The organism is uncultured Sphingobacterium sp., from assembly GCF_964277905.1.
In the GTDB taxonomy this organism is placed as follows: domain Bacteria; phylum Bacteroidota; class Bacteroidia; order Sphingobacteriales; family Sphingobacteriaceae; genus Sphingobacterium; species Sphingobacterium siyangense.
On record NZ_CAXYKD010000038.1, the window covers coordinates 192,420 to 210,030 of the forward strand.

The 17,611-nt window shown below is 40.8% G+C and carries 8 protein-coding genes; 7 read left to right on the forward strand and 1 reads right to left on the reverse strand.

Going from position 1 to position 17,611, the window contains the following annotated elements:
- Positions 1–47 precede the first annotated feature (47 nt).
- Positions 48–4,004: a two-component regulator propeller domain-containing protein gene (locus ACHWSC_RS17655; protein WP_394677644.1), complete on the reverse strand. Its 3,957-nt coding sequence runs from the start codon at positions 4,002–4,004 to the stop codon at positions 48–50.
- Positions 4,005–4,438: 434 nt separating this feature from the next.
- On the opposite strand from ACHWSC_RS17655, the gene ACHWSC_RS17660 reads away from it, so the two are divergent.
- The 7 genes from ACHWSC_RS17660 (at position 4,439) to ACHWSC_RS17690 (ending at position 17,489) form a co-directional block, all read left to right on the forward strand.
- A complete protein-coding gene (locus tag ACHWSC_RS17660; protein ID WP_394677645.1) occupies positions 4,439–7,423 on the forward strand; it encodes a SusC/RagA family TonB-linked outer membrane protein in 2,985 nt (994 codons plus the stop codon).
- 184 nt (positions 7,424–7,607) lie between these two features.
- Positions 7,608–9,179, forward strand: a complete 1,572-nt coding sequence (locus tag ACHWSC_RS17665; RefSeq protein WP_394677646.1) for a RagB/SusD family nutrient uptake outer membrane protein — start codon at positions 7,608–7,610, stop codon at positions 9,177–9,179.
- Between the two features lie 423 nt (positions 9,180–9,602).
- The gene (locus ACHWSC_RS17670; RefSeq protein ID WP_075991636.1) at positions 9,603–10,130 is read left to right on the forward strand and encodes an RNA polymerase sigma factor; all 528 of its coding nucleotides are present in this window, start codon (positions 9,603–9,605) and stop codon (positions 10,128–10,130) included.
- A gap of 66 nt (positions 10,131–10,196) precedes the next feature.
- Positions 10,197–11,234 carry a FecR family protein gene (locus tag ACHWSC_RS17675; protein ID WP_394677647.1) on the forward strand — a complete coding sequence of 346 codons (1,038 nt, stop codon included), beginning with the start codon at positions 10,197–10,199 and terminating at the stop codon, positions 11,232–11,234.
- 4 nt (positions 11,235–11,238) lie between these two features.
- Positions 11,239–14,337, forward strand: a complete 3,099-nt coding sequence (locus ACHWSC_RS17680; RefSeq protein ID WP_120336755.1) for a TonB-dependent receptor — start codon at positions 11,239–11,241, stop codon at positions 14,335–14,337.
- A 26-nt stretch (positions 14,338–14,363) separates the two neighbouring features.
- Positions 14,364–15,932, forward strand: coding sequence for a RagB/SusD family nutrient uptake outer membrane protein (locus tag ACHWSC_RS17685; RefSeq protein WP_394677648.1), 1,569 nt, complete (start codon positions 14,364–14,366; stop codon positions 15,930–15,932).
- A gap of 72 nt (positions 15,933–16,004) precedes the next feature.
- Positions 16,005–17,489, forward strand: coding sequence for an aryl-sulfate sulfotransferase (locus tag ACHWSC_RS17690; RefSeq protein ID WP_394677649.1), 1,485 nt, complete (start codon positions 16,005–16,007; stop codon positions 17,487–17,489).
- Positions 17,490–17,611: the final 122 nt, after the last annotated feature.

Below are 17,611 nucleotides of genomic sequence, written 5' to 3' on the forward strand. Positions count from 1 at the left end.
TTACGCCATTGGAATAATCTTTTTCCTGGTACTAAAGTTGGTGTTCATCACTTGCTGTTTTCAAGAATATAGCTGCTTGGCGACATGCCATAGTGCTTATGAAAGTCCCTTGAAAAATTGGATTGTACGGTATAACCGACCATCGTTGATACCTGGGTGATGTTATATTCTTTTTGGGTGAGTAGTTCTGCCGCCTTTTTCAACCGTGAAATATTGATCAATTCATTGGGTGTGAGGTCGGAGAGTCCTTTGATTTTACGGTAAAGGGTTGGACGGCTCATATGCATCAATTTGGCCAGTTCATCCACATTGAGATCTATCGTTGAAATATTCTCATAAATAACCGTATTCAGCTGACTGATAAAATCTTTGTCGGGTGCTGAAACGTTAATATCCATTAAGTTGGAATTGGAAGAATTGGTCAGGTAATTCTTGATAATTTTACGGTTTTTGAGGATGTTGCGTATCTGTACCATGAGGAATTCAAGCGAAAAAGGTTTTTCGATATAGGCATCGGCACCATTTTTTAATCCCTGAATTTTTGAATCCAGCGCATTTTTTGCCGTTAGAAAAATAACGGGAATATGGCTATACAGAATATCTGTTTTGATGCGTTTGCATAGCGCCAGACCATCCATAATGGGCATCATAATATCTGTTAGTACAAGTTGTACATTCTCTTGGTCTAATATTTCGAGGGCCTCAGCACCGTTCCCTGCCCGTATAACAGTGTAGCTGGTTTTCAATTCTTTATTGAGGTAGGCCAGTATTTCTTTATTATCCTCGACGAGCAGAATCACCGGCTTTTCTTCCTCCTGTTCATCGGATCTATCATGCAATACCTGATCGTCGTTATCTTCCTGAAAAGATTTGATGTCGAGCGATTGTTCCTGAAAAATTGGGATCGATAGCAGGAATATATTCCGGTTTTCTTCCAGATGTACAAGGGATAAGTTTCCTTGGTGTAATTCGACCAAGGAGCGGGACAAAGGAAGACCAATTCCCGTCCCCGTATCTTTATCGGATTCATTTAAGCGATAAAATGGTTCAAATATTTTCTCTCTTTTCTCAAAAGGAATGAGCTCGCCATCATTCTTAAACTCGATATTGAACATAATATCATCGCTATTAAAAGGGAGGAGTTTGACATAGACTTCTTGATCCGCATATTTGATGGCGTTGTGAATCAGGTTGGTAAAGATTTTTCGAAGGGCTTCCTCATCCACATAAGCCGTGAGACTGATACGCGGGAGACTGAGGTCATAGTGCAGCTGTTTATCTTTTGCGAGATAATTTAAATCGTGAAATACTTCGGATAGGAGGGCATTAATATCCGTTTTAGTAAAAATAAGGCTCATATTGTTGGTTTCTGCTTTTCTAAAATCCAGTAATTGGTTGGTGAGGCGAATTAATCGTGCCGTGTTTTTTTCAATCAGAGCAAGGTCTTTGGCTGTGTCGCGATCGGTAAATTTATGATTATTGATTATTTTCTCAAGGGGCATTTTGATCAGCGTGAGTGGCGTACGAATTTCGTGGGCCAGGTTGGTGAAGAATTCCAGCTTGAGGTTATATATTTCCTGTTCTTTTTTTCGTTCATAACTATCCATCTTTTGGGCATTGTTGGCCTTTATAAGGAGAAAGTAATACCGTAATACGAGCAATGCAATGGTGCCGAAGCTCAAAAAATAAAGTAAGTATGCCCAACTTGACTGCCACCAGGGTGGCGAAACGATGATGAGTAGTTTTTTTTCATCCGGATTCCAGACGCTGTTGTTATTTGCACCTCTGAACTTAAACGTATAAGTGCCCGGAGGAAGTTTATTGTAATAGATTTTTTGATTGCCTGTAATATCGGTCCAGTCTTTATCGTAACCTTCCATGATATAACGATAAGGATTGCTCTTTGGGGAAACAAAGCTCAAGGCGGCGATATTGAAGCTAATATTGGAATTGTCGTAGGTCAGTTGGATCTCTTCTGATAGGGAGATGGATTCTTTCAGTATGCCATTTTCACGAACCGGTACGCTCACATTGTTAATCTGAATGCCGCTGATGAATATAGGTGGAATAAAGCTGTTCTTAATGGATTTTGTGGGGTTGAAGCTAACCATTCCTTTAATCGTCCCGAAATATAAAGTTCCATCGCTATCTTTATAAGCCGAATTATAATTAAACTGATCTGCGGGAAGCCCGTCTCTCGATGTATAGATGACCCTACGCGGGACACCTTCATCCAGTCTGACCAGTCCACCACCGGTAGATATCCAGATGCTCCTGTTGTCATCTTCCAGGACCTTGAATACCTGATTGGAAGGTAAACCGGATTCGGTCAGATAATTGGTGAAGTGCCCATCACGACGGTATTTTGAGAGGCCGCTTTCGGTGCAAAACCACAAGTTATTTTTGCTGTCTTCAAATAGACCGTTGACGTAATTATTGACGAGTGTATTTTGTTTACCTTGTTCGGATAACAGGTGCTGAATTTCTCCCGAACTGCGGTTATATTGGTAGACCCCGCTACCGTAGGTGTTGATCCAGAGTATACCATATTGATCTTCATAAATGCCTTGTATCCATGCGGTAATTGGAAGGAGGTCAAAACTGTCACTATTTTTGTTGTAGCGGTATAGTGCGCGGTCTGTCCCGACAAACATGCTGTTGTCTTTAGACTTATAGAGGCATACGGCAAAGCTGCTTTGTAAGGGGCCTTTGCCGATACGATCATAGTGTTTTTTTAGTTTTCCGGTTTTTACGTCGAGAATGTCTAGTCCATGTGTTGTGGAGCCTACCCAAAGATCGTCACCAATTGTTGCCAGGCCATGAACATTGTTATGCGCTATACTTCCCTTTTTTCCATTGGCAAGGAAGTGCTGAATCTGTTGTGTTTGAGCATCAATTTTGTTCAGGCCACCATCTTCTGTTCCTATCCAGAAATTTCCATAGCGATCTTTTTTGATATCGTGTACAATATTGCCTGATAGGGCCGATTTTCCGAATCCGGATAGATACTTTTTGAAATTGTCGAATTGGTTGCTGTATTGGTTAAAGCCGCCGAAAAATGTTCCAAACCAGATATTGTCTTCACGGTCCCGATAGAAATTCAGGACAGCATTGTCAGATATGGCAAATGGATTGAGCAGATCTTTTTTGATGTGCTGGCTCTGACCTGTATGAATATCATAGGTATATATTCCAGTTTCTGTTCCGATCCAGTATATCGACTCCGTCTGTTGAATAATACAGTTTGCCTGGATGACTTTATTGGGGTAACGATTTGCAAATAGATTTTTTAACCGGCCATTTTTGAAATCAAACAAATAAGCCGAATTGATTGTCCCAACCATCAATAGGGAATCATTGATGGCGTAAACGGTTTTTGTATTTGCCAATGCTTTTCGATCGATCTTTTTAAGGTCAACTTCGACAAATTTGCTCGTATTTACCTGGTACCGTTGTATGGTACTGTTATTGTCCGTTGTCCACAACCCGCCTTTCTTGCTGCTGGTAATCGCTACAATGGTATTTTTGTTCTGATCAAATGGAATTATTTCTGTTGTATAAGAATTATAGCGATAAAGTTTTCCGTTCGAAAGCAGCCAGATAAAACCGGCGTATTCGTGTATGGCATTTACTTCACCGATTGGTACTCCCCTGAATGGTGTAAAATTTTCTTTAATAGGATCGTAACAATAGGTACCGCGTGTGGTTCCCACCCATAGTATTCCTTTGCTGTCTGTGAGAATACTTAAAATGGACGAACTTCCGATACTTGTAGAGTCTGAAGCATTGTGTCTAAATATCTTAAATTGATTGCCATCAAAGCGATTGAGACCATTCCTTGTCCCTAACCATAGAAAACCCTGAACATCCTGTGTAATACATTTGACCGTGCTATTGGAGAGACCGTCGTGGGTTTGATAATTTTTAAAATAGATCGATTGTGCCTGCACGTTAATACATGCTAGCAAGATATATAAAAGGAGTATGGTGGTTATTCTTTTCAAAACTGATTACGTTGAACTAAAAATAGTCAATTAAAAGATAAAAAAGAGTTTTACTGATACGCTTTGATATAAAATTGAGACGCTCTGATTGGACTAGCTACAAGGATTTACGCATTTTTATAAAACAATAATAACCAAATATAAACGTATGTTTCGCCCTAGAATTATGACAGGTAAGTCCTGTGTCCTTGTTTTTCAGTTTGTTAGGTTTTTGTTTTTACATGTGAGACATGATGTTCACGATGCTTTGGTTTTGAATTTTGGCTTTAAAGGCCTTGATACCGAGCGCTACGTCTTTGCCATTATTGGGGAAGGCTATACGCCTTTCAAAAGGGCTTTGGAGCCTAAAAAATACGATTAAAAATCACTTAGTATCATTTGTGTATCCTAGATGCACGATATAAAAATCAATTAAACCACCAATCAAAAAGCGTATGAAAAATAAACTACTTGCACAATGCGTAATGACGCTTACATTTTTGCTTGTATCTTTTATTGTAGTTGCCCAGACGAAAGTCTTGAAGGGAAAGGTTGTAGATGAGACTCAAGGTCCATTGGCAGGAGCTACAATTAAGGTAAAAGGGGGAACCGCGGCTACAACAACAGACACGGAAGGTTCCTTTACATTTACTGTTCCCAGTGAAGCCAAAACGCTGGAAGTATCCTTTATTGGATATACTTTAAAAGAAGTACCCATTGTGGGAAACGATATCACCGTAGCGCTGGAACCTAGTGCCGGTCAGGGCCTAGATGAGGTCGTTGTGATCGGTTATGGTACCGCCCGTAAAAAAGATCTAACGGGGTCTATGGTCACTATTGGAGCGAAGAACTTCAATAAGGGGATCATGACGAGTCCCGATCAATTAATACAAGGAAAGACACCAGGGGTTATGGTGATTAATAATACGGGGCAACCTGGCGGATCAACCACAGTACGTATCCGTGGAAACTCATCGATCCGCGCCAGTAACAACCCATTATTTGTGCTGGATGGTGTGCCTATGTCGGGTAATTCGCCTTTGCCCGAAGGAAGAGGAGGCTTTTCTTCCGACAGAGGAAATCCTTTGACTTACTTGAATCCGGGTGATATTGCTAGTATGGACATCCTTAAAGATGCATCGGCTACAGCAATTTATGGTTCACGTGGGGCAAATGGCGTTGTCATTATTTCGACGAAAAGAGGTAAAGTAGGGCAGCCCGAGGTTTCTGTAGGAGCCTCAGCAGGAGTTTCGACCATGCGGGAATATCCGGATGTGTTAGATGCTGCTCGATTTAGAGAAGCGTTGAAATATTATACACCATCTGAAGTCGCAAATGCTGATTTCGGTGGCAATGAGGATGCCTTTAAAGCGATCACAAGAAAAGCGATCACGCAAAATTACTATGCTGATGTAGCTGGCGGAACTGAGTATGGTAAGTATCGCCTTTCAGGTGGATATTTAAACCAAAACGGTATTATTCGTGGATCACAGCTGAAGAAATACACAGCCAATTTTAACGGGAATTTCCGTTTTCTGGAAAACAAACGATTGGGATTGGATTTTGCAGTCTTTTTGACGCAAATGGATAATAAATACGCACCGATCAATGCGATGGTAGGTTCGGAAGGAAATGTGATTTCTCAAGCGTTACAATGGAATCCGACACGACCATTACGGGACGATCAAGGCAATTTAACCTTTGTCAGTTCAACTACGCGAAACCCATTGACAAGTATTGACGCCTTTAAAGATTTGGCGACAACAAATACCATGGTAATCAACTTGGCGCCATACTATAAAATTACAGACGATTTGGAATATCGCTTTATCTATAGTGCGATGCGACAAACTGGAAACCGTGAAGGTATGTACCGCGCAGGACTTATTGATCCTTCAGCTGTGAACAATGAGCAGGCCTTTATTTCCAATAACGGAGAAACGAACTTGCAAATGACGCATATGCTCTCTTACAATAAACAAATCAATTCAGATTGGAGTGTCAATGCGGTAGCAGGTTACGAGTATTTGGATTATAACTACAACAACAACATTTCCTTTGGCGGTGGATTTCGTTACATGGGAGTAGATTATTTTGACTATCTACAATATACACCTGTTTCCACGCGTGAAATATCGTCGTATAGAAGTCCAACCAACCAATTGCAATCACTTTTCTTGCGTGGCGGATTCAATTACTTGGATCGCTATTTATTGACTGCAACAGTAAGAAGGGACGGCTCAACGAAATTTGGTTCAAACAACAAATATGCCATGTTTCCTTCATTGGCCGTTGCCTGGAATGTGAATCAGGAAGAGTTTTTGAAATCTACCGGTATTTTTGATCAGTTGAAAGTAAGGGTAGGCTGGGGAAAAACAGGTAACCAAGAATTTCCATCGGGGGCATCGTTAAATAGACTGGTTTTTGGTAACCAAAGTGTAAGCCAGGCAAACTATGGTAATCCTGATTTGAAATGGGAGACTTCGACCACGATCAATGCAGGTATTGATTTTGGAATTTGGGGTAACCGTCTGTATGGATCCATTGATTATTTTAATAAAAAGACCACAGATGCACTATTTGAGCAAACTCTTGCACAGCCAGCTCCAGCAGGGCGTATCTGGGTGAATTTGGATGGCGAGATTGTCAATAAAGGGGTAGAGGTCGCGTTGACCGGTACAATTATTAAAAATGACAATTGGACTTGGGATTTGACAGGTAATGCAACTTTCCTGAAAAACAGTGTAAGCGGTCTAGTGGGCTATTACGAAACAGGGGCATTGCGTGGACAAGGTTTTTCGGGTGTATTGGGACAACGTATGGTAAATGGGCAACCATTGAATGTTTGGTACCTGGCCGATTACCAAGGTATTGATCCGCAGACAGGCATGAGCATGTATCGCGGACAGGATGGTAGTATCAGTACGGCCAACGACCCTGCAATTAATAAATTCTATATGCACAGTCCAAATCCGACGACTTTATTGGGTATTTCTACCAACGTAAATTACAAACAGTTTTCTTTGGCTGCCAATATGAATGGTGCTTTTGGACATTATCTATTCAATAATACGGCAGCGACAACTTTGGGATTGAGTAATCTATCATCACGTAATATCGGTTCAGCATTCTTTAATACAGCTGTAAAAGAGTCTACTTCCAATTCGGCTGCGCCTTCGACGCGATTCCTTGAAAAAGGTGATTATCTAAAAATGGCCAATCTTACTTTAAGCTATCGTGTTGGAAATGTAGGTAGAACACTTAAGAATTTAAATGTATCCCTTACTGGACAGAATCTTTTCATCATCACGAAGTATACAGGATTTGATCCTGAGGTGAATACAGATGGTGCAACAAATGGTATTCCTTCGTTGGGTATCGAATATTTACCCTATCCACCGGCAAGAAATATCCTATTGGGGGTTAACTTCTCACTTTAAGCGTATACTGTAGATCATTAGATAATAAAAAGAGGAGAGCATCACGATGGATTTAAACGTATTAGTGAATGAATAAAAATGAATAAATCTGATCGCCTCATTACGAATGAAACACCAAAGGCAGTATGAATGCCTTACAGTCAAAATGGATGAATAAATAATCAAATTTAGACGGATGAAAAAGATGAAATTAAGAACTTTATTATATATCGGAATAATTGGCTCCATTGTAACAAGTACATTTTCTTGTACTAAACTAAAGGAGGAATTTAAAGGAGAATTAGAGGAAGGGACATCCAATGTGGACCCTGGAAGCTTGTTGATCACAGCTTACAATTCATTGAATACCCCTTATCAGCAGGAACAGCGCTGGGTGATGCAGGAAATATCAACGGACGCAGCCATGGCCCCTACACGGGGTGGTGACTGGGATGATAATGGTATGCATCGTGCGATCCATTTACATACCTGGAATGCAGATAATGGCTACATGAACAATACTTTTGTCAGTTTGGGTACTGCCATCTATAATGCAGGCAATGTGTTGCGGTACAATCCGAGTGCGCAACAAGGCGCTGAAGCGAAGTTTATTCGTGCGTTGGTCATGTTTGATATGTTGGATCTCTATGGCGTAGTACCCGTTCGGGAAGGAGCCTCTTTTGAAGATTTTAGAATCGCACCAGAGGTGTTACAGCCACAGGCGGCTATTGACTATATGGTGAAGGATCTCAACGAAATTATAGCGAGTTTGCCTGCAAACGGGCCGAGAGCGGCATATGTAGCTAATAAAAATGCGGCGAAAGCATTATTGATGAAGATTTATTTGAATAAGGGAACATTTTTAAATAGACAAGCTCCTTCTTTTGCTGCCGAGGATATGAATAAGGTAGTGACCTTAGCCAAAGAAATTACCGCTTCGGGATCCTATACTATTTCTGCGAAGGGCAAATACTTTGATAATTTTGCGCCGGATAACGACGAGAAGTCTACCGAAAATATTTTCACTTTATACAATAAAAATGGAGATAGAGGTGGAAATGTGGACCGTACTTGGAATACGGTTGCTCACTATAATATGAATCCAGGGGGTTGGAATGGTTGGTGTACCTTATCAGACTATTACGATAAATTTTCAGATACCGACGAAAGAAGGGGAATTTATTATAATTATCCAGCAGATACGACTTCTAACAGAACAAAAGAATTCAAACGTCAAAATGTTGGTTTTTTTGCTGGACAGCAATACAATTGGAGTACAAACAAACCTTTAATGGCGCGGAACCCAGCGAATGCACCTTTGGTCTTTACGCGTGAAGTGACCATCCGTACCTCGGGTGCAACCCTAGAAACAGCTGGTATCCGTCCAATGAAGTATGCTTTTGAATATGCCGTCACTGGTCAACGAAACAACGACTGGGTTGTATTTCGTTATGCCGACGTATTGCTGATGCAAGCAGAGGCTATTCTGAGAGGTGGAACAGGAACAGCAACAGAGGCACTCGGTTTGGTCAATACTATTCGGACGAACCGTGGTGTTAATACCTTGACGGCATTGACGCTCGATAATTTATTGGATGAGCGTGCTCGCGAGTTATATTGGGAAGGCTGGAGAAGACAGGATTTGATTCGTTTTGGTAAATTTTTATTGGCCTGGCAAGAAAAGGCTGCGGATGCCGATCCCAAAACATTGGTTTATCCAATCCCAAGCCAACAGATTGCCGTCAATCCAAATTTGAAGCAAAATACGGGTTATTAATTTGCTGTATAAGCATCAGTAAAACAAGCAACTTCAAGAAGTTCGTTTTATTTTGAAAGGTATTTAGCTGATAGGAACTTACTCTTATCAGCTAAATACCTTCTTTTTTTGAAACAGGTCGTTTCTTACAATTCGTTTCTTTTGACCAGAAAGAACCAGCAGTTTACTTTCATGACGGTTGGTTATTGTGAGACCAAAAAGCTTTTAGGAAAGAAGGTGCTTAAAATAGAGATAGAAGCAATTGCTTTATTGAAAAATATTGTCTTGTTTTTTTGATAAAAAATAATCACTTTAGAGGTGGATAACTAGCCAAAAAGCATGGGTCATTTTGATGGATCAAATTGAAATTCTGTCAGATACCAATTTCGATATTCTTTGTGAAAAGGATAACAGCATTGAAACAAGACTATCTAAATGTAGATTATGATTAATAAAATCCTACAGCGGGCACCTACTAACGAAAAAGAGTTTTTTTTAGCTTATCGTTATTGGTACAGGAAATTATACTATTTTCTGTATCAGAAGACCCAATGTTCGAATCTTGCTGAAGATGTCGTCCAACAGACTTTTTTAATTGTTTGGGAACGCAAAAATAATGCGAATCAGCAAATCCAATTCAGTACCCAGCTCTTCCAAATTGCGCGCACAAAATTGATTGATGAATTGCGCCGGCGTGCATTGAATAGAAAATATGTAGCGTTTGAGAAACCATTTGTACTGACCCAATATGAAGATCTTGAACGACAAATTGCCTATAAAGGAGAGTTAGAATACGTAAAAGAGCTGATTACACAAATGCCTTTTATGCGGCAACAGGTGTTTTATCTTCATAAAATTGAAGAATTGAGTTATAAAGAAATTGCCGTCAAATTGTCCATCTCCCCGAAGACTGTAGAAAATCACGTTAGCATTGGCCTGAAATTTATTAAAAAATTTTTTAAGTTGTCTTAGGGGACAAGCCCATCACTATTCGTATAACAGTTATATACCTATCCCGCTAAAAGGATAGAAACTGTTATGAATCGCAAATCCTTATTAAATAAATTCCTGGCGAATGAATGTTCTGCTGAGGAAGCGAAACTTGTGTTCACCTGGCTGAATGACGATCCGACATTATTGGACGATCTCATTTCGGAAGATGATTGGGTATCCTATATCAATCAGGAAAATAAGTCAAAAGGTGGTGGCGATAGCCTGTTGAGAATTATTACTGTATTTGTTCTGTTTGGTTTCCTGTTCGTTTTATCCAATCTTTTGAGCACATTAACCGATAAACCTATACAAACAGCAAGCTTCATTGATGAAATTTACTACAACCCTTCTGCTCAGCCTAAAGAAATTATTGCAGCAGACAATTCAATTTTAACCTTGGAACCCGGTGCACTGATTCAGCTAGGTATAAAACCGGATCTTGATTTTCGGCGGGTTAAACTATTCAGTGGAAGAGTCAATTTTAAAGTAGCAAAGGATCCTTCAAAACCTTTCATCGTCGAAAGCGGCACGTTGATGACCACAGCGCTGGGAACAGAATTCATTGTGGATTATAATGCGGCAGTTGAGCATGTTTTGATCCGATTATTTGAGGGGAAAGTTCGCGTTGAATCTATAGAACCGTCCGTAGTAGAGACAAATATTTTGAAACCTGGCCAACAGATTTATTTTGGCGGGGCGAACAAGATGCTTGTTTCAAATTTCAGAGGTACGCCAAAAATGAGTGCGAGGGAAAGTCTACCAGCCCAGCTTATGCTTTCCGCGACGGAAAAACAATACCGCAATCCGGCAACAATTCACCAGAGCGCCAATTGGCTCCAATTGGAAGAAACCGCTGTATCTGATATTATTCAATATATCAATCATGAGCTTGATGTACCTATATCCTATGATTCATTAATCGTGAAAAACTATCGGATAAAGGGGCGGTTTAGCAAGAATCCAACAATGGACCTGAAAGACAAAACGGATCTTGCGGCGTCTATTCTGCAGTTGATTGTTGAGGTGAATCCGTTTATTCTTGAAAAACAACATAATACATATATACTCAAACCTAAAAAATAGAATCATGGTAAATTTCAACTTAACCAAGAAACCATTTTTTGTTTTTCTTGTCTTGACACTGTTATCTTTTCGATGTCTAGCGGGAACAATAAATGGTGTAATCAAAAACTCGTCGGGGCAACGGCTGGCAGGGGTAAGTATAATTTTGAAAAATCCCGGCAGCAGTTTTTCAACAGCAGCTTCGAGTGCGAGTGATGGGAGTTTTCGTTTTGCTGATGTACCGAATGGAAAGGGGTATGAACTGACTTTTTCATACATCGGGTATCAAAGCTATGTAGAACGAAATGTGCAGGTTTCCGCTGATGGAGCCACCACTCTTTCCATTATTTTGGAGGATCAGGTGAATCAGCTAGAAGATGTTGTCGTGATCGGATACGGTAAACAAAAGAAAAGCGATCTGACAGGTGCCATTGCATCGCTTTCCAGCAACGAACTAACGAAAGGAGGAGCGGTGAGCAATGTAGGTCAGGCCCTACAGGGTAAAGCTTCCGGTGTCGTTGTAACCCAGAATTCAAAGGCCCCGGGTGGTAGCACGTCTATTCGGATTCGCGGAACCAATTCGATTAGTGGAAGTAATGACCCACTCTATGTGATCGATGGATTTCCAACAAATAATGGAATCAACATCAATCCTGATGATATTGCTTCCATGGATATCTTAAAGGATGCTTCGGCAACGGCTATCTACGGTTCCAGAGGTGCCAATGGTGTTATTATCATTACCACAAAACGTGGTCTTACGGATAAAAACAACATTACCTATAGTGGCTATGTGGGAACACAGAAACCGATTATACCGTTCACCTTTCTCGACGGTAAGCAATATATGAATCTTGCTAATGCACTTTATAAGGAGATTCAGGGGCAAGAAAATCAGGAATATGCAGTCTACACCAAATCACAGCTCGAGTCTGATGTCAATACGGATTGGGTAAAGGAGACCATGCGGAACGGTATTTTGCAAAACCATAATTTACAGTTTTCCGGAGGTGGTGAGAAAACCAAAGTGTTGACGAGCATAGGTTATTTTGATCAAAAGGGTGTTTTGAAGACGACAGACTTTAATCGAATTTCGGGACGTATCAACGTGGATCAAAAGGTAAACGATTATATCCGCACTGGGGCGAGCCTATCCGCGCAACGGGAAAAATCGAATATGCAGGTGTATGACGGAAATATCCTGAATTCAAATGTTTTGTACAGCATATTGACCTATGATCCGACGGTACCTGTTTACAATGCAGACGGTAGTTTTGGAAGACCTCCAGGGGGGCAGGGTGACAATCCCTTGGCCAACCTGATGTCACGGATCAATGATGTGCAAAGGGACAAGTTGAATGGAAATATTTTTCTTGAGGTAAATCCGATCAAGGAACTGACTTTGCGCATGGATGCAGGAACAGAAATAACGCATGATCAATTGGGCAGTTATCTGACTAGAGACTCTTATCAGGGTGGGATAGATGATGGTGTGGCAAGTCAGGCCGATTATAATGAAACCCATAACCTGATTGATTTTTATGCCACCTATGCGAAGGTGTTTAATGAGAAACACAATTTGAGTGTGATGGGGGGCTATTCGTATGAGAAATATGTGCGCAACAATAAGGGGATCAATGTGAAAGGTTTTTCAACGGATCTGCTGGAATACAATAATTTAGGAATGGCCTCTAGTATTACGGGAGTAAATTCTGCTAAAGCAGAGAACTTGGTCATCTCTTTTTTCGGGCGGGTAAATTACGCCTATGCTGATAAGTACCTGTTGACTGCAACCTTACGTCGTGATGGATCATCGCGCTTTAGTCCCAACCATCGTTGGGGAACCTTTCCTTCAGCAGCTTTTGCATGGAAGGTCAACAATGAGGATTTCATGAAAGAGCAGCAGTTATTTTCGGATCTAAAATTTAGGTTGGGTTACGGACAGACGGGTAATGATCGCGTTGCGGATTATGCTTCTTATGGATTGATGGATAATGGGCACTATACGTTTGATGGTGTGACCAATTCGGGTGGCGTTAAACAAAACCCAACTTATCCTGAAAACGATAAATTAAAATGGGAATCCACGACGCAATATAACGTAGGACTTGATTTTTCATTTTTTAAGAATCGATTAGCCTTTACCGTAGATGCCTATTATAAGAAAACCAATGATCTTTTGATTAAGAGTATATTGCCTTATTACACAGGATATACCTCCGGACAGCGCAATCTAGGTACGATGAATAACAAAGGGTTGGAGTTTTCGGTAACCAGTAAGAATATGACCGGAGCGTTTACCTGGGAGACAAAATTGAATTTAACGATGAACCGCAATAAGGTGTCAAGCTTGGGTGGAGAGCCTGAACAATTGTTGACTTCGTCAAAACCAATGGGTAATGTTTCTGAAGAAGCTTATTCGGTTATTCGTGTTGGTGAATCGTTGGGCTCTTTATTTGGCTATAGATACCTTGGAGTTATTCAACAAGGAGAAAACTATGCGCCACAGCCAAATTCGAAACCCGGCGATCCAAAGTTCGCGGATGTGAACGGCGATGGTACAATCAATTCAGCGGACCGGACGATCATCGGTCGTGGTTATCCGAAGTTCAATTTTGGTATGACCAATACATTCGCTTATAAAAACTTTGATCTGACGGCCTTCATTTATGGAAATGTCGGAAACGATCTGCTCAATATGACACGTATGAATCTGGAGTGGAAACGTACCACAGAAGCTTTAAATCGATGGACACCGACAAACACCAATACGGATATTCCAAGAAACGGATTCTACTACATGAACTATGGTGGTTATATCAATGACCATTTTATTGAGAATGCTTCTTTTTTGCGGTTGCGTAATCTGACACTGGGTTATACCATTCCATTGAAAACAAAAGCGGTTCAATCGATACGGGTATATGGTATGGCGGAAAACTTATTTACGATTAGCAATTATTCTGGATGGGATCCTGAGGTGGATACCAAGGGATATGAAAATGATGCGCTGGTTAAAAATAGAGCTGGAAATAATCAGAGTGCCAATGCAGGGGTGGGGCTGGATTTTAATTCATATCCTTCGATGCGCTCGTTTACTTTTGGTGTAAGTGCAACATTTTAATAGCTAATATCTAAATCAGAAATGACATGAAGACGTTTAAAAATAATATAAAATATATCTTGGGAATGGCGGGTTTGGCCGCTGTATTGGGCCTCAGCTTGAATAGCTGTACCAAGCTGGACCCTAAATTATACAGTGATCTGACGACAAAAAATGCCTACTCAACAGAGAGTGATATCAATGCTGCCCTGACGGGTGTCTATACGAGTTTATCGCCTTATCCGGGGGATGCCTATTTATACTATGCGGGTTATTTGGTGATGATCACCGATTACGCAACGGATATAGGTTTTTCTACAGCGGCAGGTGATCCTACACGGATGAGCAACTTTACCTATGATGATAATAACAGGTATTTTAAATTTAATTATCAGAATATGTACCAGGTGATCAGCAATGCCAATATGTTGATTGATCGTATTGAGAGTGTAACTATGCCCGACGATCGCAAGAAGAAAATTATCGCACAGGCCAGGTTCTTGCGGTCATTATCTTATATGGATCTTACAGATGCCTGGGGACCGGTACCACTGATAACGACAGTCAAGAATCCGACGGAAAGCTACAATGAACCCTTGGTTGCTGTAGAGAAAATTGATGCACAGATTGCTGAAGATTGTCAGTATGCAATCGATAACTTGCCGGAGAAATGGTCGGACGAACTGGGCATTGGCCGTGCTACAAAAGGTGCCGCGTTGACCTTAATGGGAAAGATGTATATGCGTTCGCACAATTATGAAAAAGCAAAAACGTATATCGATCAGGTTTTAGCGTTACGTGATAAAGGTGTATACACGCTGAATCCAGATTTTAAGAAGGAGTGGTCCGACAATAATAAAATGGATATGGGGCTGATATTTGGCATCTTGCATGAGCCTACATTAAATGGAGGCGAGATTACCAATCACTTTGGTCCGACCGACAACCCTGAAGTACCGGATAGATGGCAGTACTATGGTGTTTCCCTTGATTTTTGGCGAAAATATAGTGATCTCGATCCGCGTAAAAAGTTTTTCTATTATAATTACACCGGAAAGGCTGCACGGGACAAAAATACAAAGTATGGATTTTTTTACATGTTGCCTGCTAAAGGACAGACTACTCCGCCAAGTGATACTGTAAAATTCCTGCAAAATGTTGCGACGAAAAAGTATTCTTATGATATGGTCAATAACTCCTATCTGGATGGTCGGACGATTCAGGTTCTCCGTTTGGCGGATGTTATTTTGTGCAAGGCTGAGATTGAAAATGCACTAAACGGACCCGCTGCAGCATTGCCTTATATCAATGAAGTCCGGAAGAGAGCTGGAGCACCTGAATATGGTAAGCATCCTGATTTCCCTAGTCCTGCAAGTAAAGAGGCAATGATCGATGCGCTTGTTGACGAACGTGGTTTTGAGCTTGTCTTTGAATACAAAAGACGTCAGGATCTGATCCGCCTGGGCCGCTATGAAAAAGTAAGCAATGCTTATTTGAAAGGCCGCGGACTGAAAGAAAATGTCACTGAAGCCATGCGCTATTTCCCTTATCCATTGGAAGAAGCACGTTTGCATCAAGAAATGACGACGGCCAATCCATCGCGATTGCCTAAATAACCCAAACTAAAGCGCATTATATTCGGTAATGCGCTTTGTTTGATAGACCAGTGGAATTGAAATTATTTACAGATGAAACCAATTAAAGCAATTATTGCACTGATTGTGGTAGCTATAGCGGTATTTGCTGCTTACTATTATTATGCACATCAGGTTGACATTGAGAATATTGAGGTGAGCTCACCCAATAATTTGCCGCTCAACGCTGCTATTCAGGTGAAACTAAATAAGGCAGAAGCCGTGTATGTGGAGTATTGGAAAGAGGGGGATAAACAGTCTTATAAAACAACTGTTTCAAATGCTGCTGTTCAGCATAACATTCCGTTAATGACACTTGAACCAAATACAAGTTATAAATTTAGGGTTATCATAGACCGGATTATTCCCATAAAATCGAGCGAACAATCTTTTAAAACAAGAGCGCAATCGCCATGGATGGTGCACGACTGGATCAAGGCCGACCATCCTCATGATGAAAAGGCCCTAGGTAATGGCATGGTATTATTATGTTATCGCGGATTTCCGGGCTACATGGCTATGGTGGACGGTAAGGGGACGATTCGTTGGTATTGGCAGGACGAAAAGCTGGGCGTGCGTCTTGCTTCTTTGACCCCAAGGGGTACTATCCTTGCCTTATTGGCTCCAGCGAGTAAAGATGAATTCAACAAACCCAATCAGCCAAGCAAGAAATCGACCAATGCAAGTTATTATTTAAGAAGTGGTCGTATCGGATTTGTCGGTGGGACTGTACTTGTTGAAATTGATCTTACAGGTAAAGAAATAGCACGTATCGACTTGGATAAAAAAGGGATCATCATGCACCATGATGTACAGATGGATCACAACAATAATATTGTCGGTATCGTGCGGGATTTTAGGATCGACGATCGGCCCAACCATCCAAAAGATACCCTCTGGGGTGATGCTATTTTGACGATGGATATAAAAGGTAATATCTTGAAGAAATGGTCTCCTTGGGAAAAATGGGATATTCAGCAGGATAAAAAATTAGACAGCCTGAAGCATGACCGATTTCATTTTAATACCATTTCCTTCGATCGTGATAATAATTATTTGACTTCTTCGCCAATTGAAAATCAGGTTTGGAAAATTGATGCCAAAACCGGTGATATTCTCTGGAAATTGGGAAGGGGTGGCGATTATAAATTAAAGGACCAGGAACTATTTTATTTCCAGCATGCACCGCATATCACAAAAACTGGTGAGCTGTTGCTTTTTGACAATGGTGATTTTTCTCCGCGTGACAGCACAACAGCCAATAAGCAATCTCGGGCGATCGCTTTTAGGCTTGATCAAAAGAATAAAACGGCAACAGTAGCTTATGCGGCCCCAATTCCGAAAAAGCAGTTTACAGCAAGAATGGGAAGTGCCTATGAACTGGATAATGGTAATTTACTGCAGACTAGCTCGAAAACAGGTAGTGTACTGGTGACGGATAAAATGGGGAAAGTTCTTTGGGAATTAAACGCTTATTTTATTCCATATCGCGCTATTTATGTGCCTGAGGAAACCTGGCATAAATACAGGCAAAACTAAGTTAAGATGTTAGGAATAAAACTTAATTTTAGTCCTCTTATTGACCAATAAAAGTAGCTGCACTACGGACTCATGTTGGGGGAATCAGTGCAGCTTGTAAATCGTATCAGGCTTATGGAAAA

Excerpts from the sequence above, each read along its gene's own strand:
- ACHWSC_RS17675 (WP_394677647.1), top strand. The coding sequence starts at position 10,197 with ATGAATCGCAAATCCTTATTAAATAAATTCCTGGCGAATGAATGTTCT.
- ACHWSC_RS17680 (WP_120336755.1), top strand. The coding sequence starts at position 11,239 with ATGGTAAATTTCAACTTAACCAAGAAACCATTTTTTGTTTTTCTTGTC.
- ACHWSC_RS17670 (WP_075991636.1), top strand. The coding sequence starts at position 9,603 with ATGATTAATAAAATCCTACAGCGGGCACCTACTAACGAAAAAGAGTTT.
- ACHWSC_RS17665 (WP_394677646.1), top strand. The coding sequence starts at position 7,608 with ATGAAATTAAGAACTTTATTATATATCGGAATAATTGGCTCCATTGTA.
- ACHWSC_RS17660 (WP_394677645.1), top strand. The coding sequence starts at position 4,439 with ATGAAAAATAAACTACTTGCACAATGCGTAATGACGCTTACATTTTTG.
- ACHWSC_RS17690 (WP_394677649.1), top strand. The coding sequence starts at position 16,005 with ATGAAACCAATTAAAGCAATTATTGCACTGATTGTGGTAGCTATAGCG.
- ACHWSC_RS17685 (WP_394677648.1), top strand. The coding sequence starts at position 14,364 with ATGAAGACGTTTAAAAATAATATAAAATATATCTTGGGAATGGCGGGT.